This window comes from Labrys sp. HAY1-8F (genome assembly GCF_056754975.1).
This window is the reverse complement of sequence record NZ_JBPGWZ010000001.1, coordinates 1,575,512-1,597,294: the sequence shown is the minus strand read 5'-3', so window position 1 is coordinate 1,597,294 and position 21,783 is coordinate 1,575,512. Positions and strand designations below refer to the sequence as shown.

Genomic DNA, 21,783 nt, shown 5'->3' with positions numbered 1-21,783 from the left:
AGCTCTATTTGAAGCAGCGGATCTCGGCCTCGGCCTGGGTGCGCCTGAGATTGGCGACGACATCGTCGAACTGCTTGGTGCTGCGGAAGATGGCGGATTGCTGGCCGACGCCCTGCCGCATGGCCAGGATGGTTTCGGCCCTCTCATAGCCGTCATAGGGCAGGATGGAGGCGATCACGTCGATCGAGCAGGTGCAGCGCTCCATGGCCTCCCGGCTCTCGCCATTGGCGGCCATGCAGCCGATCACATAGTCGACCCGTGCGTTGGTCGGATAGTCGTTCTCGACCTCCGCGCCAAAAGCGGGAGCAACTGCGGCTGCCAGCACAAGGAGTGCCAGAAGTGTGTCAGTCGGGCTTGGCCTCATAGGAAATCCCTTCGTCAAGCAGCGGGCTGTTCTTTCCCGGTGCCGAGACCTCGATACGGGCGATCTCGCCCGGCAGATCCCTCGCCACCAGGAATTCGTAGCGTAGCGTGTCCAATCCGTTCAGCCGGGCCTTGTTCGGATCGTCGCTGAAGGGCTGGATCGTGACGCGCCAGCCGGGGAGGGCGCGGCCCTCGAACGGAATTTCGGCGGGCTTGACCTCGGCCTTGTCGCGCAGGGCAACACGGATTGCCGTCTTGAAATAGCGCGGATTGGCCCGGTAGCTTTCGGCGAGCACGCCGATGTGATGCTCCAGGAAGAGGCTCAGCACCGGGTTGCCGCTCATGTTCTCGAAAGGCCCGGCGGCGCGCCGGTTGGCGCCGCTGAACAGCTGGACTTTCACCGTGCGGGTTTGCGGTGTCTCACCCTTGTCGAGGGTGAGGCGGATCGTGTCCTCGAAAGAGGCCCCATAAAGTTTGTCGTCGGCACTCTTGCGATGATAGGCGTAGGTCAGCACCTGGTTGGCACTGGTCTTGTCGAGCTGAGGTTCCTCGAACAGCAAGGTGGCGGCATCCGGTATCGCGGGGGCGGCATGGGCCATGCCGGCGAGGGCCAGGAAGATCAAGCCCACCAGGCATGGTCGCCTCGGGCTGCGATGGAAATAGCTGTTCATGCCGGTTGTCCCTCCGCGTGGCTCGGCGCAGCCGTCATGACGCGGTAGTCATAGGCCGGTGGCGAGGAAACGGCCGACTCGGATGCGGCCAAGGCCTGCATGCGGTCGTGCCAAGGCGATTTGTGGCAGGCTGGATCGGTTGCGCCGGCATCGCCGGTCAGCGCGAGGGCCTGGCAGCGGCAGCCGCCCCAGTCGCGCTCCCGCCGTTCGCAGCTGCGGCAGGGATCGGGCATCCAATCGGTGCCGCGATAGGCATTGAAGGCCGGCGAGGACTGCCAGGTTTCCGCCAGCGTGTGCTCGCGAACCGACCAGAACTCGAGATGGGGGATGGTTTCGGCGGCATGGCAGGGCAGGACCTTGCCAGAGGGCGTCACATTGAAGGTGCGCCGCGCCCAGCCGCCGCTGCATGGCTTGGGATAGGCAGAATAATAGTCGGGCACGACGAGGTCGATGACGATGCGACCCTTCAGCCGCTCGCGCGCCTCCTCCACCAAAGCGATCGAGGCGTCTGCCTGCGCGCGTGTCGGCATCAGGGCGGCACGATTGCGCTGGGCCCAGCCATAATATTGGGTGTGAGCGATTTCGACGCGCTTGGCCTGCATCTCGACGGCGAGATCAATGATGTCGCCGACCTCGCCAATATTGGCGCGGTGAACGACCGCATTTACCGTCAGCGGCAGATCCAGCGCCACCACGTGCCGGGCGAATTCCCGTTTCCTGGCATGCGCACCGGCAAGGCCGCCAATGCGCTCGGCTGTCTCGGCCGCGGCCGCCTGGATGGAGAGCTGCACATGATCGAGGCCGGCCTCGGCCAGGGCGTCGAGCCGGCTATCCGCTGCCCCGACGCCGGCCGTGATCAGGTTGGTGTAGAGGCCGAGCTCGGCGCAATGGGCCGTCAGTTCCACGATGTCGGGCCGGGTGGTCGGCTCGCCGCCAGACAGGTGCACATGCAGCACGCCCAGCGCGGCTGCTTCGCCGAACACGCGCTTCCATGTCGCCGTGTCCAATTCCTGCGCGCGGTGATCGAGTTCGAGCGGGTTCGAGCAGTAGGGGCAGCGCAGCGGGCAGCGATGCGTGAGTTCGGCCAACAGGCCGATGGGATTGGGAATGCGGGCGCCGCTCGTCATCGCTCGATCACCCGCTTGATGAGAAGGTCGTCGAGCATGGCGATGACGTCACCCTCGATCACCTCGCGCGCCTCGCCATAGCGCTCGGCGAGCAGATCGCAGATTTCGCCGACGTTGCGCTGCCCGTCCACCAGTTCCACTACGCTCGCCGCCACCGCATCGAGGCCGAAGGCGCGTTCGGGTGCCAGCAGCATGTGCTTGTCGCGGACCGTGTCGAAGCGAAGCCTGACGCCGCGCGGCAGGCGCGGCACGTCCTGGGGCGAGAGCGCACTCATGACGCCAGCTCCATGCCCGGAATCCAGGCGCCGGGCGGCGGTAGGCCGGGCGTCACATAGGCATGCTGCAGCGCATCGAGCTGCGCCCACAGCACATCGCATTTGAAGGCGAGGGCAGCCAGGACGGCTTGTTGCAGCTCGATGGTGGTGGCGTGCTGCTTGACGTAGTCGAGCGCGAAATCGGCATCGCGAGGCGCCTGTGACAGGCGCTTGTCGAAATAGGCGAGAGCCTGGGGCGAGATGAAGTCGTAACTGGCCAGCATGCCGGCGATGCGCTCGGAGATGATGGTGGGCGCGAACATCTCGGTCAGGGAGGAGGCGATTGCCTCCAGCAGCGAACGGTCGCGCACGAAATCGACATAGGCCTGCACGGCAAAGCGCGTCGCCGGCAGCAGGCCGCGGGTAGAGACCACATAGTCGCGCGGGAAGTCGAGGCTGTCGGTCAGTTTCAACCAGCGCTCCAGCCCGCCATCGCCGTCGGAGGTGCCGTCATGGTCGACGATGCGCTGGCGCCAGATCCGGCGCAGGGCCGCCTCCTGCATGCGGGCGAGGAGGGTGGCGTCCTTCACCGGGATCATGGCCTGGTAGAAGTAGCGGTTGAGGGCCCAGGCGCGCACCTGGTCCCGGCTGAGGCGCCCGCCATGCAGGGCGGCGTGGAAAGGATGGAGATTGTGATAGCGCCGATGGCCGATGTCGCGTAGCGCGGCTTCCAAGGCGGAGGGCGAAAGGAGCTTGGTCATAGGCGAAACACCATACCGTCATGGGCGACTTGCCAGCCGGCTGTCTCGACCGCTCGCCGTTCGGGCGAGCCTTCCACCAGCACCGGGTTGGTATTGTTGAGATGGATGAAGACCCGCTGTCGCACCTGCAGGCCGGCGAGGGCAGCCATCGAACCATCGGGGCCGGCTATCGGCATATGGCCCATGCGTCGCCCCGTCTTGGTGCCCACGCCATGCCGGATCATCTCATCGTCCTCCCAGAGGGTGCCGTCGAACAACAACAGATCGGCATCGGCGATGGTTTCGCGCAGCCAGGGTGGCACGGCGGCGCAGCCCGGTATGTAGGCGATCCGCCTGGAGCCGCTCGCCAGGATCGCCCCGACCGTCGCTTCGCTTTCCTCGCCCAGACGCATCGGCTCATCCTCGCGCCAGAGCGGCAATTTTCCCGGGACCGGCACCAACGTCACGGTCAGGCCCGGCACGGCTTCGAAGCCCTGGCCGGGTAGCACGGCCTGGCGCCGCACGACATCGCGCGCCAGCACGTCGAACACCCGGTTGTCGGCCAGGCTGTCCAGCGTTTCGGCCGTGCCGTAGAGCGTGAAGGCCTGGCGTTCGCGCAGCCCCAGCAGGCCGGCGACATGGTCGACATCGCCATTGGTCAACAGGACCGCCGCAATCGGCGAATGGCGCGGAAATTCCTTGGGCTGGAGCGCGGGCACCGCCAGGATCTGCTGGCGGATATCGGGCGAGGCATTCAGCAAGAGCCAGTCTGCCCCATTCGCCGAAACGGCGATGCTCGACTGGGTGCGGGGCCGGACCCGATTGTCGCCAGCCCAGGCCAGACGGCAAACCGGACAGCCGCAATTCCATTGCGGAATGCCACCTCCGGCTGCCGCCCCCAGAACGACGGCATGCAAGTCTGCTTGCATGGCTCCGGTTCCGTTACTGTCGCCGGTTCAGTTCAGAACTCCGGCGGCAGATCCTCGTCGGACATATAGCCCGTCACTTCCATTCCGACGCAAAACTCGATGATTTCAGGTTTGGTCCAGCGCATTCCAATTCCTCCGTTGCTTGGGTTGTGAGCTTTTTCATAAGGAATTTATAAGTATTAATCTTGGATGTTGCCAAGATCATTACCAACAACACTATCCACGTCTTCCATCAATACCGCAAGTGAAAATAGGTGCGGGATTGCACGGGCCTCGTTTGAAGAGAGTAGGAGCGGGCAGCATTCCGATCGGCGCTCCCTGGGCGCGCTGGCATCCAGCCGGTTTTTGGCCATGCCGCCTCCCGCACGGGAATGGATTCGATCTGTTGGAGACAGCGACATCATATCCAACTATGTGGTATCGGACTTGAATAATGTCCAAGCTACTTTGGTGTCGAAAACCTTAGGTGAGACATGCGCCATTTTGGGAGTGCTATTGCTGCTGCAATCATTTTGGCGATCTTGCCGAGCTACACGATGGCGGCTCCAATTTGCCAAGTATCGCAGGCCATACAACAACGCATTCTTTTTTCCATTTGTGGGGAATTGGGCTCCCATCCCGCTCGGGAGGGCAAGAGCTGTATTTTGCCGACCACCAGCCTCAATATCCAGGAGGCCGTCATTTTCACGGCATTCATCGAGCGATGCGGGAAGCGGGATTTTGCGGAACAAGCCTATCGCGGCATCGCCCGGGTATACGGCACATTCGCAACCATGGCTCGCTGCACCGGGGTCGATCTTGACATTGACGGTATGATCGCCGCCGCCCGATCGAAGGAAGCAGCCAACAGCGCCGGACGGGCTTGCCCGCCCGCGCAGAGCGATGCTGCAAAAATGGCTCTGGCGGGTGTCGTCAAATTTTGGCAGGCCGAGACGGATTCGAACGCAATGGCTCTAATTGAGCGAGGTATTTATGGCGAGGCCGGCGTCGCTGTCGATGCAAAGGGCAATGTCACCGAAAAATAGATCCATGTCATCGCCCTCCGGGCTTGGCAGTCGCCTCTGGCGGAGCGGCTGCACGTTACGCTCTTAAAATCTCCTCGCCCGCCCGTGCTGCCTCGTCAGCGTCCCGAGCGGTTGCCGGCCATGTCGAGCATGAAGCCGCGGCCGCGTACCGTGCCGATCAAGGGGCCGCCGACGCGGGTGATATCGGCGAATTTGGTCCGGAGATAGCCGACATAGACGTCGACGACATTGAGCGAGACGCCGCCTTGCGTGGCCCAGAGGCGGTCGAAGATCTCGCCGCGTGAGACGGGATGGTTGGCGCTTTGCATCAGCAAGGCGAGCAGTTCGGCCTCACGCTGGGTCAGGCGCACATGCACGGTGCCGTAATGGGCCTGCCGCGTCTCGTGGTCGAGCACGAGACGTCCGACGATCAGGCGCTCATGCTCTTCCGCGGTGCCGGAGCGATGCAGCAGGTGGGTGCGAAGCCGCGCCACCAGTTCGTCGAACTGGAAGGGCTTGACGATGTAATCGTCCGCTCCGGCCGTGAGGCCGTCCACCCTGTCCTGCACCTCGTCCTTGGCGCTGACGAACAGGATCGGCCCGGTATAACCGGTCTCGCGCAAGGCGCGGCAAACGTCGAGCCCCGAGCCGTCGGGTAGAATCATGTCGAGCACCACCGCGCAGGGATTGATATCCCGGGCGGTGTCGAGGGCCTGGTCCGCCCGCTCCACCGTGGTGACGTCGAACCCTTCCACCTTCAGGCCGCGGCTGAGCATCGAACCGATGTCAACATCGTCTTCGACGAGCAATACATTCATGATGTAAATCCTGTGTGCGTATTCCCCTCGGCGGCTCGGGGCAGTGTGATCGCCACCCGCGTGCCGCGCTCGATCTTTGGATCCGATGCTATAACGATGCTGCCATGATGTCGCGTGATAACCCACTGGGCCAAAGCGAGGCCGATGCCGAAGCCTGAGGCGGCACCGCCGTCGCGGCTGACGAAACGCTCGAACATCTGCTCGCGTGCCTGGGCCGGGATGCCGCAGCCATCGTCGCTGACGAAGATGCTGGCGGCGTCGGATGCATCCTCCAAGCGCACCTCTATGCGCGTGGCCCCCTTGGCATGGCGGACCGCATTGTCGATCAGTCCTTCGACCACCTGGCGGATCCAGTCGCCATCCGCGACGATGTCGCCTGGTGCCTCGGGGAGAGCGAGCGCAATCTCGAGCTGGTGGCGCCGCGCCACGGGTGCATAGCTCTCGACGGCGTCTGCCAGCAGGCGCGCCAGGTCGATGCGGCGGAAATCGAGGGTGATCTCGCCGCTTTCCGAGCGGGCGACGCGCAGCATGTCCTCGACCCGCCGATGCAGGCGGAAGGCGCGCTGGCGGATGATGGCGAAGGTGGTGCGGACTTCTTCGGGGGCAATGGAGGGCGCGCGCAGGGCAATGTCGCATTCGCCCAGAACCACGGTCAACGGCGTGCGCAGCTCATGGCTGACATCGGCAAAGAAACGTCGGCGCGAGCGGTCGATGCCGGCCAGCCTCTCATTGGCGGTGGTGAGATCGGCCGTTCGCTCTGCTACGGTGCGTTCGAGCGCTGCCCTGTCCAGCGACAATCTATCTTCGCGCCGGGCCAGCGAGGCCGCCATGCGGTTGAAACGGGCCACCAGCAGGCCGAGCTCGTCGCGGGCTCCGATGGCGAGCCTGATATCGAGCTTGCCGCGGCCGATGGCGATGGCAGCGTCGTCGATGGCACTGATACGCCGTAGCAGCGGTCGGGTGATCCGCTGGTGCAGCAGGATCGCGATGAGAATGGCCAGGATCGCGGCAGCAATGGCAGCAATGGTGAGGCGCTGCGAAGTACGGGCGATATCCTCGCGTGCCAGCTTGACAGCTTGGCGCTCGGCCTCCACCAGAGCGGACAGCCTCGGGCCGGCGCTCAGGCCGAAGCCGTTGAGGGCTCCGCGAATGGTATCGCTGCGCGCGGCCGCATCCACCTGCTCGAGTCCGCCGGCGATAGCTGCATCCAGGCCGGCAACATCCGCACGCAGCAGAGCCAGCATGCGCTCCGGCGGCTCGGTGCGGCCGGGCACGGCTTCGCCCTGCCAGGGATCGGCACCGGCCGAATTCAGCACGGTGTCGATCTGGCTCTTCAAGGCGGTCAGGCGCAGGCGGCTCGGCGCCGCGGCCTGGGCGCTGTCGATGGCGGCGAAGGCATAGTCGGTGAGGCGTCCAGAGGCCTCGGCAAGCAGGTCGAGCCGGCGCTGCGACACGGTGAGCCGCTCGACGGCGAAATCGGAGGTGCGCACCGCGAACAACAGACCGGCCGCCGCCAGCAAGGTCAGCATGGCGGCACCGGCGATCAGGAAGGAGAGGGAGCCTCGGATCGATCCCATGCCGCCATGAACCAGAAATGTTCCGACCATTTGCAGTCGGTTGCGTATGCACACTTGCCCAGCCGAGGCACCGACGCAAGGCTGCGGGCCCCAAAGTCCTGGAGCGTTTTGCGGCAGTACCCTGTTTTCAGATGTCGGTGGACAGGTCGCGCTTGGTGACGCAGCGCCAGTTGCGTACTTTCCATTGGCGATGCGTGGATTGCCACTGGGCGATGGTTTCCTGTGCATGCAGCAGGCAGGCCATGCTGTCGCGTGTTTCCATGGACCAGCTGATGCGCTCCTCGCGGCAGTTGTCGGGCGCGCCCATCAGGCAGACTGTCATGAGAATCCACATCGCTTGCCTCTTGGGATGCCTCTCGTGCAGATGGAGACAATAAGCGTGTTCTCGTTCGGGGTTTCAATCAAGCTGCACATGCGGCCTACCTCCGGGGAGGTAGCGGCAAGGTCCTGGGCTTCATCGGGCCGGCTCATGACGCCGGCATCAGGATTTCGCCCTTGCCGAGGGTGGCAAGGTCGCCGGCCAGGCGCTCGGCTTGCTCGCAGATGATCTCGGCCGATTGAGGCCTGATTGCCGCCACGGCGCGGCGAAGCAGTTGGGCGACCACGAGGCGGTGCCGGCCCGTTGACACGAAGCTCGGCAGCAGGACGCCATGCGTGGCGGCGATGATGGTGCCGCGCCGCATGCCATAACCGGGATTGTCGCCAACGCCTTGGGCCACGATAGTCCCGGCTATCAGGCCCGAGCCGGCGTAATCGCCCGCTCGTCCACCGACGAGAAGCAGTCCTCGCCGCATGCGCTCGCCCAGCCTGTCGCCCGCGTCGCCTTCGATCACGAGGGTGGCGCCGTCAAGGCCATGCATCGCACCATGGATGGCACCGCCGGCACGTTCACCGGCGTGGCCGGCGATGCGGACAAGTCCTGCCGTCGCGGCGCTTGCGGCAAAGGGGCCGGCATTGCCGGAGATCTCGATCGTGCCGCCCCGCATCGCCTGGCCGAGCCGCTGGCCGACATCGCCTTCCACCACGAGGCGGCCGGATTCGAGGCCGGCACCCACAAGGTCGAATCGCGTCGATCCGCCCTGGAAGCGAATATCGGTGCGTTCGCCTTCCTCGACGGCGAAGATATCGGCCACGGCGACGCCCCGCCGCGAGGTGCCGATCGGCAGTCTCTCGATCTCCGCGATGGAAAGCGCTCCGATGCGATGCGGCACCAGGCCCGACAGGTCGAGGCGTTCGGGCGGGGCTTCGCGCAGGCGAAAAATGAGGGCACTCATGTCAGCAACTCGCGCAGATGAAAGTGATATTTGCCGAGCTTGCCGCCGTAATTGCCGGCGGTGACACGCACCAGGCCGTTCTGCGGGCCTACTTGGACGGCCGCATGCAGGCCCTCTCGCATCGAGGCCCGCACGGCCTCGGCCGAAAATCCGTCGATGACGATTTCGAGCACCGCTCCGATTTCGGGCGCCAGGGCCGCGCGACTGCGGCCCTTCAGCGTCGGACAATAGGGATCGTTGGTCGAGGCCATCATGCCCTTGGTGCGCCCGCCGACCTTGGAGCCGGAGCGCACGATACCGCCGGGAAAAGGCAGGATCACGTCCGATACCGCCGATGCTGCCTTGGCGGCGGCCTCGGCCACCGCCAGCGTGCCTGCCTGGTCGCGGCCGAGGAACAAGAGATTGCCGCCACCGACTGCGCCCTCGACGAGGCCGGTATCGTGTTCGCAGACGAATTCGCCGTCCATCACCGGCACCCGCCAATAGCGATGGCCACCGACACGCTTGGCCGTCTCGTAGCCATCGCCAAAATAGCGGATATTGGCGCCCAGCTTGAGACGCCGCGCGCCCTCGGAGCCGGCATAGCAGGCCGAGCCGGGGCTGGTCAGCACGCATTGGCCGACACGCCGCGCGAGCTGCTTTCCGAGCCCGTCGGCGTCGAAGCCGAACAAAAGAACGCGCAGGCCCGGCCTGCCGTCCGGAGTCTCCTCCGGCGAGAGGCTGCGGTCGATGCCGGCCTCGATGCCGCAGCCGATCACCGAAGTGGCGAAGCCCGTCAGGCTCGCTGCCGCAATCTCGGCCCAGCGCGGCGTATCGGCCGTCAACACGATTGCCGTCGCGGCCATGCCGAAGGCTTCGGCAAAGGTATCGTCGATGGCGATGCCGTTGAGCGTCAGGTCGGAGCTGAGTGTTGGGTCAGAGCTGAGTGTTAGGTCAGACATGGCTCGACCTCGAAAACGTTTCTTTCGCCGAAGGCCTCCAGAGGCACGGCAAAGCTTTCCAGGCCGGCACCGAAGCGCTCCTCGAGATAGCGATCGGCGTGACGCTGCATGGCCGGGTCGAACTGTGGCGCCAACGTCAGGGTGCGACCGGCGCGCCATCCCAGCGGCTCGCCTTTGCGCACCACAACCGCGCCGTCCTTGAGCAGGAGCTCGGCCGAGGCGAACATGGCAGTACGGTCGGCATCCTCGCGATAGACAGCTACGTCCGCCCGTGCGCCGGGCTTGAGATGGCCGCGATCCGCCAGCCCGAGCAGTCGTGCCGGGGCGGCGCGGGTCATGATTGCCACCTCCGTCAGGGTGTATTCGCGCTCGATCGCGGCAAGGCCGCTGCGCTCACGCACGATATCCGGCAGGCTCGCCAGGGTCCGGTCCCGCTCTGCCTTGTCCATGAGCAGATGAATGAGGCGGGGATAGGCGGTGAACGGGCCACCATTGGGATGGTCGGTGGTGAGCAGCACACGCCAGGGGTCCGGCGAAAGCAGGAAAAGTTCGAGGCCGATGGCGAACTGCAGGGCATTGATGTCCGAGTTTCGGCGATAGCGGTAGGGCACGATGCCGCCGCCCTCGGCGTCGCCATCGACCAGGATCCATTTGCGCGGCCGGCCGGCCTTGCGGCTGGAGAATTGCCGGAGAATGTCGAGCGATATCGTACAGGTCTGACCGAACACCACCTGGCCGACATCGATGGTCGCGTTGGGATTTGCCGCCAGGGCCTCGCAGACCTCGGCGGCGGCGGAGGCGATCCCGCCGCTCTCGTGCCGGGCATAGCTATAGAACTGGGCGTGGGCGAAATGGATGGGCCGGCCTTCCGCTGCCTTCATGGTGGCGACCAGCGTATCGACGGCGCCGGGCAGGCCGAGATTGCTGCAATGGACATGCAGCGGGTGCGGCACACCGACGGCCGTGGTCGCGTCGAGCAGGGCCAGGAGGATCTGGCGCGAGGTCAGGCCATAACTCGGCACCTCGTCGTCGAGCCCGAAGGCACGGACATTCTGCTTGAAGGCCGCCGCGCCACCGGCATTGATGACCTTCACCCCGAGCCCACGCGACGTCGCCAGCGTCAACGCCGTCAGGTCGCGCACCGCCTGGGCGCCCTCCTTGCGCCGGAGCAAGGAGAGCAACTGATCATCATTGCCGAGCACGCTGAGGGCGCCACGGTCGATGAGGGGAATGTCGTCGAGCTCGAGATGGGTTGCCAGTGCGGCGCTGGGCGCCAGTGCCGGCTCGATCACCGTCGTATATCCCATGCGCGCGTAGAGGCGTCCGGTCTCGAAGGCCGACCAGCGGGCCGTCGAAAAGGGCAAAGCCGGGTCGCCGGCGGTTTCGCTGACATGGAGTTCGGGCAGCAGCAAGCGAGCCAGGGTCACGTTGCCGCCGGCAATATGCGAATGGACGTCGATGCCGCCAGCCATCACCACGCAGCCGCGCGCGTCGATCACGGTGTCGGCGACGGCCTGTACCGGCTTTTCGACGATGCGCTCGTCCTGGATCCACAGATCCGCCTTGCCGTCTCGGCCGGAAACGGGATCGACGATACGGCCGCCTGCGATGCGTGTCAGCATGATGCCTGCCCCTTCTCACCGATCGCGGCCTGGATGGCGTCGAGGATCTCGGCCGCGCCGGCGTTTCGCGAGGCGGTCCCGGTTCCGATGGCGGTGAGGGTGGCGCGGCGCTCGTCGAAGCAGACGGCCGCGCCGGCCTCTCCTGGAACGTCGACCTCGATCACGATGCGGGCCTGCGCTCCATCGGGGCGTCCCGAGAGCGCGATGCATGGAAGGTTTGTCGGCGCCGCTTCGGTATTGGCCAGGGCATTGAGCCATAAGACCGCGTCAGCCTCACCGTTCGCCATCAGGCGTCGCGCGTCGAAGCGCCAGGGATCGTGCTCTGGATAGCCGCGTCCCAACCCGACGCGCGGCGCGTCACCGGTCGTCCAACTGCCCACCGACAGGGCCAGCCGCGCCGCGGCCGGCACCCCGAGCGGCAGGCTGGAAAAGCGGGTCTTGTCATTGAGATCCTTGATCAAGCCTTGCAGCATGCCGACGGCTGGTTCGCCCAGTTCCTGGGGATCATAGACGGCGACCCCGAAACGGGCAGCTTTCGCCCTGTCGGCGACGGCCTCCAGCGCGGTTGTCTCGGAACCGGATGGCAGGTGACCGGCCGCCAGCGCGCGCAGCAAGGCGAGCTGCCCCGGCAGGTTTGCTTGCTCGACGTCCAGGCCGACGACGTCGCGCTTGACGACACCGGCCAGGGGCGCGGGAGCCACCACGAGTTCGGCGAGCAGGGGATGGGCGCCGACCTTGCGCCCCACTATCAGGAGCAGGTCGGCGCGGTTGCGCGCTTCGGCCCAGGTCGTGGTCATGGCGCCGTGAGCGGCGAGCGCGCCGAGATCGGCATACAGCGCGTCCGAGCCCGCGCAATCGAGGGAAGCACCGATATGGAAGGCGAGCCGATAGGCGGCGCGTACCGCGTCGACATCTCCGGCCAGTCCGCCGATGAGGGGAGTGCGAGCCTCGCGCAGAATCCTCGCCGCCGCGGCGACGGCCTCGTGCTGATCAACTGGCTGGCCTTCGATCCAGGCTCGCATCCGAATGCCGTCTCCTGCCTTTCATTTTCGCTATAGCTAACAACCACCTCAGCGTTCGGCCAAGTACCTCAGCGCTCTCTGGCAAATTTATAAGAATAATATGGACTATTTCTAAGAAATCGCTGCGTTGCCAACGATGTTTATTTGTTATGATATTTTCCTATTGGGGAGGCCGAGCCGATGTATCAGCACAAGGGAACGACCTTACCCGGATTTGAAACCGCCTCACCGGCAAATCCCGCATCGATCCGCGTGAAGGCCTGTGCCCGGCTTCATCTCGGTTTTCTCGATCTGAACGGGGGCCTCGGCCGCCGCTTCGGCAGTCTCGGCCTCGCGGTGAGCCGGCCTGCGGTGGACCTGATGGTGTCGGACGCCGAGCGCTTGATTGCCGAGGGCGAGGAGGCCGAGAGGGTATTGCGCTATGCCGAGGCGGCCGCACTCCATCTCAATGTGGAGCCGCGCGGCCATTTCCGGCTGCGTCACAGTATCATCCCCCATGCCGGCCTCGGTTCGGGTACGCAGATCGCCCTGGCGGTGGCGGCGGGTCTCGCCCGGTTGCGAGGGCGGCCCTTTCGGGCGCGCGATGCCGCAGAGGCACTCGACAGGGGCAATCGTTCTTCAGCCGGCCTGGCCACGTTCGAGCGGGGCGGCCTCATTCTCGACGGCGGACGCGGCGAGGACGATCGAGCGCCTCCGATTCTTGCCCGCCTGCCTTTTCCCGATGCCTGGCGGGTGCTGTTGATCTTCGACACGTCCACCCATGGCCTGCATGGCGAAGCAGAGGTCAGCGCCTTCCGGCAATTGCCGCCCTTTCCAGCGGAGGCGGCCGCTCATTTGTGCCGGCTCGCGCTGATGCGCATCCTGCCGGCCGTGGCGGACCGGGATGTCGAGGCCTTTGGGGCCGGCGTGGCCGAATTGCAGCGCGTGGTGGGTGATCATTTCGCGTCGGCGCAAGGCGGTCGCTTCACCAGTCCTTCCGTCACCAAGGTGTTGACGGCTTGCGAGCAGCGCGGCGTAGCCGGCATCGGCCAGAGTTCCTGGGGCCCGACAGGCTTTGCCATCATCGGCTCCGAGGGCGAGGCCCGCAGATTGGTTGCCGCTCTCAAGGCGGACGGACTGCCACCCGGCATCCATCTGGATATCGTGCGCGGCCGTAACCAGGGTGCCCAAGTTAGGATTGAGCACACGGGGGTCAACCGAGACACCACGCTCAAGAGGAGGCTTGCGTCCTGATGGCCCGATCGATCCTGCATATGCTCTCGCCGCTCAAGCATATGAGCCCCTTCGACATCAACATGGCTGTCGATGCGGGGTTCGATGTCGTCATTCCCTATACTGGCGTGACGCTGGAGGAGATCCGGCCGCTGGTGCAAGACGCCATTTTCTCACGGGCGCCGGGCGATGGCAGCCGCACGTCGATCTTCATCGGCGGCAAGAATGGCGCCCTTGCCCTCGACATGCTCGATGCCGCGAAAAAGGCTTTCGTGCCGCCCTTTGCCCTCAACCTGTTCACAGACCCCGCAGGCTCCTTCACCACCGGTGCCGCCATGGTCGCCAAGGTCAAGGCCGTGCTCAGGGACAAGCATGGTGGCGAATTGGCCGGGCGCAAGGTCGTGATCTTCGGCGGGACCGGTGTCGTTGCCTATTGCGCCGGCGTGCTGGTCGCGCTCGAGGGTGCCCAGGCGGTGCTGGCGGGCCATGACGGTACCAAGCGCGTCGCCGATATTGCCGCCGGCATCAAGCAGCGCTTCGGCGTCGATATCGGCTATGCCGATGGCAGCACGCCCGAGGCTCGTCGGGCGGCGGTCGCAGGTGCCGAAATCGTCCTGTCCAGCGGACCCGCCGGCGTCAACATCCTTTCCGCCGCCGATCTCGATTCCGTGCCTGGGCTGCTGGTCGCGGCCGACGTCAATGCCGTCCCGCCGGCGGGGGTGGAGGGTGTTGGTGTCATGGCCAATGGCGAACCCTTCGGAAATGCAGAGGCGCTGGCGGTCGGCGCACTTGCCATCGGAAACGTCAAATACAAGACCGAACTCGGCCTTTTCAGCCGCCTCCTGGCGACTGACAAGCCGATCAGCCTGGATTTTCGCGATGCTTACAAGCTTGCCCTCGAGATCGCAGGGTGAGGGCGCCTGCGTCCTGATCGCCGCACAATCGGGCCGCGGCCTTGCCGCCGCTGCGCGTCGCGCGGGCTACAGGCCGCTGGTCGTCGACCTCTTCGGTGACAGTGACACGAGAACCTTGGCTGCCGGCTATCGCCAGGTCCGAGGCCGCTTCGGTGTGGGGGTTGCCGGAGCCGCCGTTCTCGATGCGCTGGAGGAATTGGCCCTTGCCAGCGCCGATTCGCCGTTCGGTGTCGTGCTGGGCAGTGGTTTCGAGGCGAGCCCCGCCTTGATCCAGGCCATCGACGAGCGTTTCGGCCTGATCGGTGCCAGCGCCCAAACGGTGGCACAGTTGAAGAATCCCGCGGGCTTCGCGCGCATGCTGGCAGAGCTCGGCATCGGCCATCCCCAGATCCGGCTGGAGCCCGTAGCGTCATCCGTGGGGTGGCTGTCCAAGCGTCGTGGCGGCTCGGGCGGGGGGCACATCCGCAAGGCTCGCGTGAACAGGCTGGCGCCCGGGAATTATCTGCAGCGGGCGGTGGAGGGGGAGCCGGTTTCCATCGCTTTCCTTGCCGATGGCCGCCAGGCACGGACGGTCGCCCTCACGCGCCAATGGCCTTCGCCGGGCCGGGGCGCCGGCTGGCGTTATGGCGGCGCGATCGAACCGGGCGGACCGGCTGCGGTCGACCGGGAGATCGAGGTCGCGATAGGCCGGGTCGTGGCCGCCACCGGGTTGCGGGGTCTCGCCAGCGCCGACCTGCTGGTGGCGCCGGATCGCTGGTGGCTCCTGGAGATCAATCCGCGGCCGGGCGCCACCCTTGACTGTCTCGATCGGCGCCCGACGCCGCTATTCGAACGTCATTGCCGCGCGAGCATGGGCGAACTGGGCGAGGCCGAGGCGCCTCCCGAGGAGGCCGCCGGCACCATGATCGTCTATGCCGACAGCACCATCGCCGAGGTGCCTGACGTTACCTGGCCCGCTTTCGTGATGGACCGGCCGGAGCGCGGCAGTGCGATCAGGGCTGGCGCGCCGATCTGCACGGTAGCCGCCACGGGACTGGATATCGCCACCGTCCGCAACCTGCTCGACGCGCGGGCATCTGAAATTGCACGTCTCGTTCAACAAGAGAGAGTTCCCGCGTGACGATTTTCCCGCAGCTCCCGAGCGTCAATGCGCTGGCTAGACCGCTGGTCGACAATCTCGTCGCCGATGCCGCGGGCCTGCGGCTGACGGTTGGCGTGGGGCCAGGCGGGTGTCGCTTCATCGATGCCGGTGCCGATGTCCCCGGTTCCATCGAAGCCGGCCGCCGGATTGCCGAGATCTGCCTGGCGGGCCTCGGCCGGGTGACGATCGCGCCCACCGGACCGGTCGAGCGCTGGCCCTTTTCCGTCAATGTGCAGACGACCAATCCGGTATTGGCCTGCCTCGGCTGTCAATATGCCGGCTGGAGCCTGCGCGCCGGAGCCGGCAAGGAAGCCTATTTTGCCCTGGGATCGGGGCCGGGGCGTGCCGCGGCGCGGGTGGAGCCACTCTTCATGGAACTGGGCTACAGCGACGAGGCCGACAGCGCCGTCCTGATCCTGGAAACGGCCTCGCCGCCGCCGGAGGCCGTGGTGCGCAATGTCGCGGAGGCGACGCGGCTGGCGCCCGACGCCCTGACCTTCATCTATGCGCCGACCCAGAGCCTGGCCGGGGCGACCCAGGTCGTCAGCCGGGTGCTCGAGGTCGCCCTGCACAAGGCCCACAGCCTCGGCTTTCCGCTCACGGACATCGTCGATGGGCTGGGCACGGCGCCTTTGGCGCCACCCACGCCGGATTTCGTGCGCGCCATGGGACGCACCAATGATGCCATCATCTATGGCGGGCGCGTGCATCTGTTCGTGTCCGGCCCTGCCCAGGCCGCCAAGTCCCTGGCCGAGGCGTTGCCGAGCCCGGCCTCGCGCGATCACGGCAAGCCCTTCGCCGAGATCTTCAGCCGCTTCAAGGGAGATTTCTATGCCATCGACCCGCATCTGTTCAGCCCGGCGGAAGTCATCGTCACTGCGCTCGAGAATGGCGAGACCTTTCGCGGAGGTTATCTGATGCCGGATCTCGTGGACGCCTCCTTCTCGTAAGATCACCAGGCCACCCCCTCGGAACCCAACCTCGCAGGAACTCTTGGCAGGACATGTCGAATTGAACCCGGTCGAATATCCCGTCGGACGCGGATTGCGTATCGGTCTCGCCGCCGACAACGGCGAATGGCACCGCGGGCGCCTGCTTGGCGCCCTGCGCGCCTGCGGCATCGAGCCGGTGCTGTTTTCCCTGGCCGACGTGGCTGTGGTCACTGGCGGGGGCGAGCCGCTGCGCCTGCCCGGCTTCGACGGAGAACTGCCCGACGGGGTCTTGCTGCGCACCATTTCGGGCGGCACCTTCGAGGCGACCACCTTGCGGCTCGGGGTGCTGCATGCCCTGGTTGCCGCAGGGGTGGTGGTGTGGAACGACCCGCGGGCCATCGAGCGCTGCGTCGACAAGTCGATGACCAGCCTGCTGATCGCCAGGGCGGGCTTGCCGACCCCGGATACGTTCGTGGTGTCGAGCCGGGAGGCGGCAGCCGACACCGTGCGACGCGAGGCCAGACCGAACGTGCCGCTGGTACTCAAGCCTCTGTTCGGTTCGCAGGGTGAGGGCTTGCGCCTGATCAGCGTGCCGGAAGATCTTCCGCAGCCCGAGGAGGTGGCGCGGGTCTATTATCTGCAGCGCTTCGTACGCCGGAACGTCGAGGGGTGGCGGGATTACCGCGTCTTTGTCTGCGATGGCCGCGTGGTGGCGGCCATGGCGCGCGAGGGTGATGGCTGGATTACCAATGTCCATCAGGGCGGGCGTCCCTCGCGCTGGCAGATGCCGGAAGAAGCAGAGGACCTTGCGCTGAGAGCAGCCCAGGCGGTGGACGTGTCCTTCTGCGGCGTCGACCTCATCGAGGATGATCAGGGTCGCTTCCTGCTGCTCGAGGTCAACAGCATGCCGTCCTGGTCCGGCCTGCAGAGCATTGTCGACGTCGATATCAGCCAGGCCATCGTCCGCGCCTTCTTGAAGGTCGTCTATGCCGCCCGCCGTCCCGCCATGGTGGCAGTGTCATGAATTATCATCAGCATGGCCTCGATCTCGCCGGTGCCTATGAGGACGCCTGCCTGGCCGAACTCCAGGCCTTGAAGCCCGGCAATGTGCATGTCTTTGCCGATACCGGGGAGACCAAGGTCGCCGATTTCGAGGCGAGCGCGCGAACCTCCGCGCCGTCGATCGGGCGATCCGGCGCCGGCGTCGGGGCGCGTATCCTCGGTGCGATCCGAGCGACGCATGAGGCCATCGGCTGGAACACCAATCTCGGTATCGTGCTGCTCTGCGCGCCGCTTGCCGCAGCGGCCGAGTTGCAGGGGCCGCTGCGCACCAGCCTGGCCTCGATCCTGCGCGCTCTCGACACAAACGATGCCGCCGATGCCTTCGAGGCGATCCGCCTGGCTTCGCCCGGTGGTCTTGGAAACGCCGACCGCCACGATGTCCGCGAGCCGCCGACCGTGACTTTGCGCGAGGCGATGAATGAGGCCGCCGAACGCGACCGCATTGCCCGCGCCTATGTCACGGATTTCGAGGATGTCTTCGAGACGGGCTTGCCGGCGCTCGAGGTGGCTCATGCTGCTGGCCTCGAACGATCCTGGTGCGCCACGGCCGTTCACATGACCTTTCTGTCGCGTTTCCCCGACACCCATATCGAGCGCCGTGGGGGTCGCGACCAGGCTGAAACCGTCAGGGCACATGCTGCCCGGATAGTCGAGGCAGGGCTGTCAGGTCCCACCTCTCTCGCAACCTTGCTGGCATTCGATGCCGAATTGAAGAAAGGAGATCTAAACCCCGGAACTTCCGCCGATTTCACCGTGGCGACATTGTTTGCCGCCGCGATCATGCGCCTTCCGGCCGCTGGCAACTGAACGGATGCTTGCTGGTAACGGAATGCGCGGTTACGCTCACAAAGCTATCTGGCCAACCGGTTCGGCGCCGTGCCGAACGCTGCAAACAAGGATAGATGGCCCGGCCGCCGTTCCCAGGGATCGGGGCCTTTGTTCTCGCAGGGAGGACTATCGAATATGGCAAAGATCAACAAGGTTTTGATCGGTGAATCCCTTGTCGGCGACGGCAATGAAGTCGCTCATATCGACCTGATCATGGGTCCTCGCGGCTCGGCCGCGGAGACGGCGTTCTGCAATGCCCTCACCAACAACAAGGATGGCTTCACCTCGCTTCTCGCGGTGATCGCCCCAAACCTGCAATGCAAGCCCAACACCTTGCTGTTCAACAAGGTGACCATCAAGGGCGCCAAGCAGGCCGTGCAGATGTTCGGCCCGGCTCAGCACGCCGTGGCGCGCGCGGTACAGGACAGCGTCGCCGACGGTACCATTCCCGCCGACGAGGCCGACGACATCTTCATCAGCGTGGGTGTCTTCATCCATTGGCTGGCGGACGACGACGCCAAGATCCAGAAATACAATTACGAAGCGACCAAGCAGGCGATCGAGCGGGCGGTTACCGGCTGGCCGAGCGCGGCGGAAGCCACCAGCAAGCGCGAAGAGGTCAAGCACCCCTTCGCCGCTTAGATAGGGGACAGCCCTGGGCAGGAGCCGCCTGCGCCCATGCCTGCAGGCCTGCTTCAGCGGCTGGCCGCCATCTTTCTCGGACGCTGAAATTTCGCCGGAGGGAAACCTGTTTCCTCCGGCGAGACCTGAGTTTTTGTTTCAGAGGCGCCCGTCATGCAGGGCCGAGGCGACGAGAATGCCGGACACGCCGATCTTCGAGAGGGCGGCAAGGTCATGCCCGTCCCGAAGACCGCCTGCGGCATAAAGCCTGCAACGGGTGGGAGCTTGCCGGCGAAGCGCGGACAGCCGTTCGAGATCGGGTCCGCTACCCATACCCACGCGCCCCAGCGTCATGACGATTACCCGCTCCGGCCAGATCGACGGCGTGGCGAGGATCGCGGCCGGGCCGACATAGTCCTCGCCGCGAAAATCCAGGGACAGCACGGCATGATCGGCCAAGTCACGCACGAGCTCGTCGTCAGTCTGGCTCTCCGAGCCGAGTACAGGAAGGCCGAGCCCCTCTGCCAGGAAGGCCTCCGCTTCGGAGCGGGTGGCAATGCCCGAGTCGACCCACAGACGCACCGCCGGAAAGGCGCTGGCGAGGCGTCGGAGACTGGCGACATCGCGCCCGCGTCCCTCGATACCGTCGAGATCGGCGACATAGAGATGGCGGGCCGGTACGGCAGCGAGCAGGCCGGCGGCGACATCGACCGGATCTGCCGTGGGGCTGAGCGGCGTGACGATCGGCTGGTAATGGGCGCGATCGCCTGCCTTGGCCCGCACCACCGATCCGTACCGGAGATCGATCACCGGCACGATCTCGACACCCGAGCTTTCCCGCCGCGCGGCATGGCTTTCGTCCTGTCGATCCGGTGCGGGCATGATGACAACTCTATCGGTGACGTGCCGTCTTTGTGGCACGATGCCGTGAACGGTGGAAGCGACAGCTATGGACTCGACGGAGCATCATGATCCCGAGATCGCCGGGGGTGATCTGGTGCTGGGCTGGGACCTCGGCGGCGTGCACGTCAAGGTCGCTGCCGTGGCACAGGGCCGGCTGCTGGCGGTGACGCAGGCACCCTACCAGCTCAGGCAGGGGCTTGCAGTGCTCGACAAAGCCTTTGCTGCCTTGCCGGCCTGGGCCCGGCAAGCACGTCGGCATGCCGTGACCATGACCGGCGAGCTCAGCGCATTGTTCGACGACCGCGCTACCGGCGTTGCCGCCCTGACCGACTGGGCGACCCGTCATTGCCAGGGCGAGATCGCCATCTATGGTGGACGGACGGGCTTCCTGCCGCCCCATCGCGCGGTTGCTCATGCGGTGGATGTTGCCTCGGCCAACTGGCACGCGACAGCCGCCTTCGTCGCCTCCCGCCTGCCGAATGCCCTGCTGGTCGATATCGGATCCACCACCTCCGACCTCATCCCGATCGAGGAAGGGAGTGTTGCGGGCCTTGGCTACACCGACGCCGAGAGGCTGGCGTCGGGCGAGCTGGTCTATGCCGGCGTGGTGCGCACGCCCCTGATGTCGCTCGCCGACAGACTGCCCTTCCAGGGGCAGGATGTCACGCTGGTCGCCGAGCATTTCGCCACCATTGCCGATGTCCATCGCCTGCTCGGCACCTTGCCCGAGGAGGCCGACCAGCACGACACGGCCGATGGCCGCGACAAGAGCCTCGCCTCCACGCGCACCCGGCTGGCACGCGTTGTCGGCCAGGATGCGGGCGATGCGCCCGATCATGTCTGGAGCGAGCTTGCAGCCCATTTCGCCGAGCTGCAGCTGCGCCGCCTGCACGACGCCGCCGCCCGCATCCTGTCGCGCCGAAAAGGGGAGGCGCGCCCGCCTCTGGTGGGTTGCGGGGTTGGCCGCTTCGTGGCGCAGGCGCTGGCGACCCGCATGGGCCTGGCCTATCACGATCTTGCCGATCTGGTGCCGAGCTCTGACGGATCGAAGAGCTACTGGGCCTCCTCCTGCGCGCCGGCAGTGTCGCTCGCACTGCTCGCGGCCGAACAGACTGTCATCCCCGGCGAGCGAAGCGAAGGAAGGGGATCCAGAAGCTGAAGACTCCACGCGCGAGCCCTGGATCCCCTTCCCTCGCCACGATGTGGCTCGCCGGGGATGACAGAGCCAGTCTGGGTCCGGGGGACCGCACCTCAGCCGGACGAGACAGCCGGTTTCAGCCCGGCCAGGATCTTTGCCTCGATCCACTGCCAGGCTTCCAGTTCGGCTTGGCCGGCCGTCTTGCTGATGGCGATGCGCAGATAATCCATCTCTGTGCGGATCTTGTCGGGGCTGAGCATATGCAGCCTCGTCGACAGGATGGCGGCTTCCAGCACGGCCGCCTGGGCCCGGTTGTAACCGCGGAAGGGTTGATGCACGGCCTGGTGGACGACGCGGCAGCGAAAGCGCGGCCTGACCTCGTCGGCAACCACCTCCTCGACTGCGAGCTCCATATGGGCGAAGGCCTCGGCCAGCCTCACGCCCTCGATCCGCTCGCAGGGGCAGGTCGTCCACCCGCGCCGGCCGGTAACGCAGCCGGCGATCACCCTGATGTCGACCGGAGCGGCGGCGGCGAGGAAAGGATGGCGCTCCAGATTGGCGATGGTCGGCGAGGGGCGGAAGGGGGCGACGACATAATGTTCGCCGTCCTCAATCAGGCCGAAGGGCACCAGATGCGCGCTGCCATCGGCATTGAGCGTGGTCACGATGGTTTCGAGAATGCGCGGCATC

General features: G+C 65.9%; 23 protein-coding genes and 1 pseudogene. 9 read left to right on the top strand and 15 right to left on the bottom strand.

Annotated elements, in window-relative coordinates; genetic code table 11:
* Positions 1 to 4 precede the first annotated feature (4 nt).
* The 6 genes and pseudogenes from ACR9ZN_RS07370 to pqqA all read right to left on the bottom strand — a co-directional run bounded on the left by ACR9ZN_RS07370 (position 5) and on the right by pqqA (position 4,209).
* Positions 5 to 364 carry a hypothetical protein gene (locus ACR9ZN_RS07370; RefSeq protein ID WP_454817047.1) on the bottom strand — a complete coding sequence of 120 codons (360 nt, stop codon included), beginning with the start codon at positions 362 to 364 and terminating at the stop codon, positions 5 to 7.
* Positions 345 to 1,034 (bottom strand): hypothetical protein, encoded by a 690-nt coding sequence (locus tag ACR9ZN_RS07365; protein ID WP_434960033.1) that lies wholly within the window; start codon positions 1,032 to 1,034, stop codon positions 345 to 347. Before ACR9ZN_RS07365 ends, ACR9ZN_RS07370 begins: the two co-directional genes overlap by 20 nt.
* The gene (pqqE, locus tag ACR9ZN_RS07360; RefSeq protein WP_454817049.1) at positions 1,031 to 2,161 is read right to left on the bottom strand and encodes a pyrroloquinoline quinone biosynthesis protein PqqE; all 1,131 of its coding nucleotides are present in this window, start codon (positions 2,159 to 2,161) and stop codon (positions 1,031 to 1,033) included. The genes ACR9ZN_RS07365 and pqqE overlap by 4 nt, the downstream gene beginning before the upstream one ends.
* Positions 2,158 to 3,176: pseudogene (gene pqqC / locus ACR9ZN_RS07355) on the bottom strand (pyrroloquinoline-quinone synthase PqqC). Before pqqC ends, pqqE begins: the two are co-directional and overlap by 4 nt.
* Positions 3,173 to 4,072 (bottom strand): pyrroloquinoline quinone biosynthesis protein PqqB, encoded by a 900-nt coding sequence (gene pqqB, locus ACR9ZN_RS07350; RefSeq protein ID WP_454819254.1) that lies wholly within the window; start codon positions 4,070 to 4,072, stop codon positions 3,173 to 3,175. Before pqqB ends, pqqC begins: the two are co-directional and overlap by 4 nt.
* Before the next feature lie 44 nt (positions 4,073 to 4,116).
* The gene (gene pqqA, locus ACR9ZN_RS07345) at positions 4,117 to 4,209 is read right to left on the bottom strand and encodes a pyrroloquinoline quinone precursor peptide PqqA (protein WP_068288997.1); all 93 of its coding nucleotides are present in this window, start codon (positions 4,207 to 4,209) and stop codon (positions 4,117 to 4,119) included.
* 348 nt (positions 4,210 to 4,557) lie between these two features.
* Here pqqA and ACR9ZN_RS07340 point away from each other — a divergent pair, with 348 nt between their 5' ends.
* Positions 4,558 to 5,109 (top strand): hypothetical protein, encoded by a 552-nt coding sequence (locus tag ACR9ZN_RS07340; RefSeq protein ID WP_441771646.1) that lies wholly within the window; start codon positions 4,558 to 4,560, stop codon positions 5,107 to 5,109.
* 95 nt (positions 5,110 to 5,204) lie between these two features.
* Here ACR9ZN_RS07340 and ACR9ZN_RS07335 read toward each other — a convergent pair whose 3' ends face one another.
* The 7 genes from ACR9ZN_RS07335 to ACR9ZN_RS07305 all read right to left on the bottom strand — a co-directional run bounded on the left by ACR9ZN_RS07335 (position 5,205) and on the right by ACR9ZN_RS07305 (position 12,342).
* The gene (locus ACR9ZN_RS07335; RefSeq protein WP_434960036.1) at positions 5,205 to 5,906 is read right to left on the bottom strand and encodes a response regulator transcription factor; all 702 of its coding nucleotides are present in this window, start codon (positions 5,904 to 5,906) and stop codon (positions 5,205 to 5,207) included.
* On the bottom strand, positions 5,903 to 7,513 hold the full coding sequence (locus ACR9ZN_RS07330; protein ID WP_454817052.1) for a sensor histidine kinase: 1,611 nt from the start codon (positions 7,511 to 7,513) through the stop codon (positions 5,903 to 5,905). The genes ACR9ZN_RS07335 and ACR9ZN_RS07330 overlap by 4 nt, the downstream gene beginning before the upstream one ends.
* 97 nt (positions 7,514 to 7,610) lie before the next feature.
* The gene (locus tag ACR9ZN_RS07325; protein ID WP_434960038.1) at positions 7,611 to 7,817 is read right to left on the bottom strand and encodes a hypothetical protein; all 207 of its coding nucleotides are present in this window, start codon (positions 7,815 to 7,817) and stop codon (positions 7,611 to 7,613) included.
* Between the two features lie 133 nt (positions 7,818 to 7,950).
* Positions 7,951 to 8,757, bottom strand: coding sequence for a formylmethanofuran dehydrogenase subunit C (locus ACR9ZN_RS07320; RefSeq protein ID WP_481271790.1), 807 nt, complete (start codon positions 8,755 to 8,757; stop codon positions 7,951 to 7,953).
* Positions 8,754 to 9,698, bottom strand: coding sequence for a formylmethanofuran--tetrahydromethanopterin N-formyltransferase (fhcD, locus tag ACR9ZN_RS07315; protein ID WP_454817056.1), 945 nt, complete (start codon positions 9,696 to 9,698; stop codon positions 8,754 to 8,756). Before fhcD ends, ACR9ZN_RS07320 begins: the two co-directional genes overlap by 4 nt.
* Entirely contained in the window at positions 9,686 to 11,320 is a 1,635-nt protein-coding gene (locus ACR9ZN_RS07310; protein WP_481271789.1) for a formylmethanofuran dehydrogenase subunit A, read from the bottom strand. Before ACR9ZN_RS07310 ends, fhcD begins: the two co-directional genes overlap by 13 nt.
* Positions 11,314 to 12,342: a formyltransferase gene (locus ACR9ZN_RS07305; RefSeq protein ID WP_481271788.1), complete on the bottom strand. Its 1,029-nt coding sequence runs from the start codon at positions 12,340 to 12,342 to the stop codon at positions 11,314 to 11,316. Before ACR9ZN_RS07305 ends, ACR9ZN_RS07310 begins: the two co-directional genes overlap by 7 nt.
* A 180-nt stretch (positions 12,343 to 12,522) precedes the next feature.
* Between ACR9ZN_RS07305 and ACR9ZN_RS07300 the strand changes: the two genes are divergently transcribed.
* From ACR9ZN_RS07300 to fae, 7 genes are all read left to right on the top strand, one after another.
* Entirely contained in the window at positions 12,523 to 13,575 is a 1,053-nt protein-coding gene (locus ACR9ZN_RS07300) for a beta-ribofuranosylaminobenzene 5'-phosphate synthase family protein (RefSeq protein ID WP_454817062.1), read from the top strand.
* Positions 13,575 to 14,468: an NAD(P)-dependent methylenetetrahydromethanopterin dehydrogenase gene (locus ACR9ZN_RS07295; protein ID WP_481271787.1), complete on the top strand. Its 894-nt coding sequence runs from the start codon at positions 13,575 to 13,577 to the stop codon at positions 14,466 to 14,468. The genes ACR9ZN_RS07300 and ACR9ZN_RS07295 overlap by 1 nt, the downstream gene beginning before the upstream one ends.
* Positions 14,434 to 15,588 (top strand): ATP-grasp domain-containing protein, encoded by a 1,155-nt coding sequence (locus tag ACR9ZN_RS07290; RefSeq protein WP_481271786.1) that lies wholly within the window; start codon positions 14,434 to 14,436, stop codon positions 15,586 to 15,588. Before ACR9ZN_RS07295 ends, ACR9ZN_RS07290 begins: the two co-directional genes overlap by 35 nt.
* Entirely contained in the window at positions 15,585 to 16,559 is a 975-nt protein-coding gene (mch, locus tag ACR9ZN_RS07285; protein WP_481271785.1) for a methenyltetrahydromethanopterin cyclohydrolase, read from the top strand. The genes ACR9ZN_RS07290 and mch overlap by 4 nt, the downstream gene beginning before the upstream one ends.
* A gap of 94 nt (positions 16,560 to 16,653) precedes the next feature.
* Complete coding sequence (locus ACR9ZN_RS07280) at positions 16,654 to 17,565, top strand: ATP-grasp domain-containing protein (RefSeq protein WP_481271978.1); 912 nt, start codon at positions 16,654 to 16,656, stop codon at positions 17,563 to 17,565.
* Positions 17,562 to 18,410, top strand: coding sequence for a triphosphoribosyl-dephospho-CoA synthase (locus ACR9ZN_RS07275; protein ID WP_481271784.1), 849 nt, complete (start codon positions 17,562 to 17,564; stop codon positions 18,408 to 18,410). Before ACR9ZN_RS07280 ends, ACR9ZN_RS07275 begins: the two co-directional genes overlap by 4 nt.
* A 156-nt stretch (positions 18,411 to 18,566) precedes the next feature.
* Complete coding sequence (fae, locus tag ACR9ZN_RS07270) at positions 18,567 to 19,073, top strand: formaldehyde-activating enzyme (protein ID WP_441771655.1); 507 nt, start codon at positions 18,567 to 18,569, stop codon at positions 19,071 to 19,073.
* Between the two features lie 138 nt (positions 19,074 to 19,211).
* On the opposite strand, the gene ACR9ZN_RS07265 is transcribed toward fae, so the two are convergent.
* Positions 19,212 to 19,934 carry a HisA/HisF-related TIM barrel protein gene (locus ACR9ZN_RS07265; protein ID WP_481271783.1) on the bottom strand — a complete coding sequence of 241 codons (723 nt, stop codon included), beginning with the start codon at positions 19,932 to 19,934 and terminating at the stop codon, positions 19,212 to 19,214.
* A 67-nt stretch (positions 19,935 to 20,001) separates the two neighbouring features.
* Here ACR9ZN_RS07265 and ACR9ZN_RS07260 point away from each other — a divergent pair, with 67 nt between their 5' ends.
* Positions 20,002 to 21,114, top strand: a complete 1,113-nt coding sequence (locus ACR9ZN_RS07260) for a hydantoinase/oxoprolinase family protein (protein ID WP_481271782.1) — start codon at positions 20,002 to 20,004, stop codon at positions 21,112 to 21,114.
* A 92-nt stretch (positions 21,115 to 21,206) separates the two neighbouring features.
* On the opposite strand, the gene ACR9ZN_RS07255 is transcribed toward ACR9ZN_RS07260, so the two are convergent.
* Positions 21,207 to 21,782 carry a DUF447 domain-containing protein gene (locus tag ACR9ZN_RS07255; protein WP_481271781.1) on the bottom strand — a complete coding sequence of 192 codons (576 nt, stop codon included), beginning with the start codon at positions 21,780 to 21,782 and terminating at the stop codon, positions 21,207 to 21,209.
* Between the last annotated feature and the right edge of the window lies 1 nt (position 21,783).

Coding starts and splice junctions, on each gene's coding strand:
- ACR9ZN_RS07370 (WP_454817047.1), bottom strand. CDS start 364: ATGAGGCCAAGCCCGACTGACACACTTCTGGCACTCCTTGTGCTGGCA.
- ACR9ZN_RS07365 (WP_434960033.1), bottom strand. CDS start 1,034: ATGAACAGCTATTTCCATCGCAGCCCGAGGCGACCATGCCTGGTGGGC.
- pqqE (WP_454817049.1), bottom strand. CDS start 2,161: ATGACGAGCGGCGCCCGCATTCCCAATCCCATCGGCCTGTTGGCCGAA.
- pqqA (WP_068288997.1), bottom strand. CDS start 4,209: ATGCGCTGGACCAAACCTGAAATCATCGAGTTTTGCGTCGGAATGGAA.
- ACR9ZN_RS07340 (WP_441771646.1), top strand. CDS start 4,558: ATGCGCCATTTTGGGAGTGCTATTGCTGCTGCAATCATTTTGGCGATC.
- ACR9ZN_RS07335 (WP_434960036.1), bottom strand. CDS start 5,906: ATGAATGTATTGCTCGTCGAAGACGATGTTGACATCGGTTCGATGCTC.
- ACR9ZN_RS07330 (WP_454817052.1), bottom strand. CDS start 7,513: ATGGTCGGAACATTTCTGGTTCATGGCGGCATGGGATCGATCCGAGGC.
- ACR9ZN_RS07325 (WP_434960038.1), bottom strand. CDS start 7,817: ATGTGGATTCTCATGACAGTCTGCCTGATGGGCGCGCCCGACAACTGC.
- ACR9ZN_RS07320 (WP_481271790.1), bottom strand. CDS start 8,757: ATGAGTGCCCTCATTTTTCGCCTGCGCGAAGCCCCGCCCGAACGCCTC.
- fhcD (WP_454817056.1), bottom strand. CDS start 9,698: ATGTCTGACCTAACACTCAGCTCTGACCCAACACTCAGCTCCGACCTG.
- ACR9ZN_RS07310 (WP_481271789.1), bottom strand. CDS start 11,320: ATGCTGACACGCATCGCAGGCGGCCGTATCGTCGATCCCGTTTCCGGC.
- ACR9ZN_RS07305 (WP_481271788.1), bottom strand. CDS start 12,342: ATGCGAGCCTGGATCGAAGGCCAGCCAGTTGATCAGCACGAGGCCGTC.
- ACR9ZN_RS07300 (WP_454817062.1), top strand. CDS start 12,523: ATGTATCAGCACAAGGGAACGACCTTACCCGGATTTGAAACCGCCTCA.
- ACR9ZN_RS07295 (WP_481271787.1), top strand. CDS start 13,575: ATGGCCCGATCGATCCTGCATATGCTCTCGCCGCTCAAGCATATGAGC.
- ACR9ZN_RS07290 (WP_481271786.1), top strand. CDS start 14,434: ATGCTTACAAGCTTGCCCTCGAGATCGCAGGGTGAGGGCGCCTGCGTC.
- ACR9ZN_RS07275 (WP_481271784.1), top strand. CDS start 17,562: ATGAATTATCATCAGCATGGCCTCGATCTCGCCGGTGCCTATGAGGAC.
- fae (WP_441771655.1), top strand. CDS start 18,567: ATGGCAAAGATCAACAAGGTTTTGATCGGTGAATCCCTTGTCGGCGAC.
- ACR9ZN_RS07265 (WP_481271783.1), bottom strand. CDS start 19,934: ATGCCCGCACCGGATCGACAGGACGAAAGCCATGCCGCGCGGCGGGAA.
- ACR9ZN_RS07260 (WP_481271782.1), top strand. CDS start 20,002: ATGGACTCGACGGAGCATCATGATCCCGAGATCGCCGGGGGTGATCTG.
- ACR9ZN_RS07255 (WP_481271781.1), bottom strand. CDS start 21,782: ATGCCGCGCATTCTCGAAACCATCGTGACCACGCTCAATGCCGATGGC.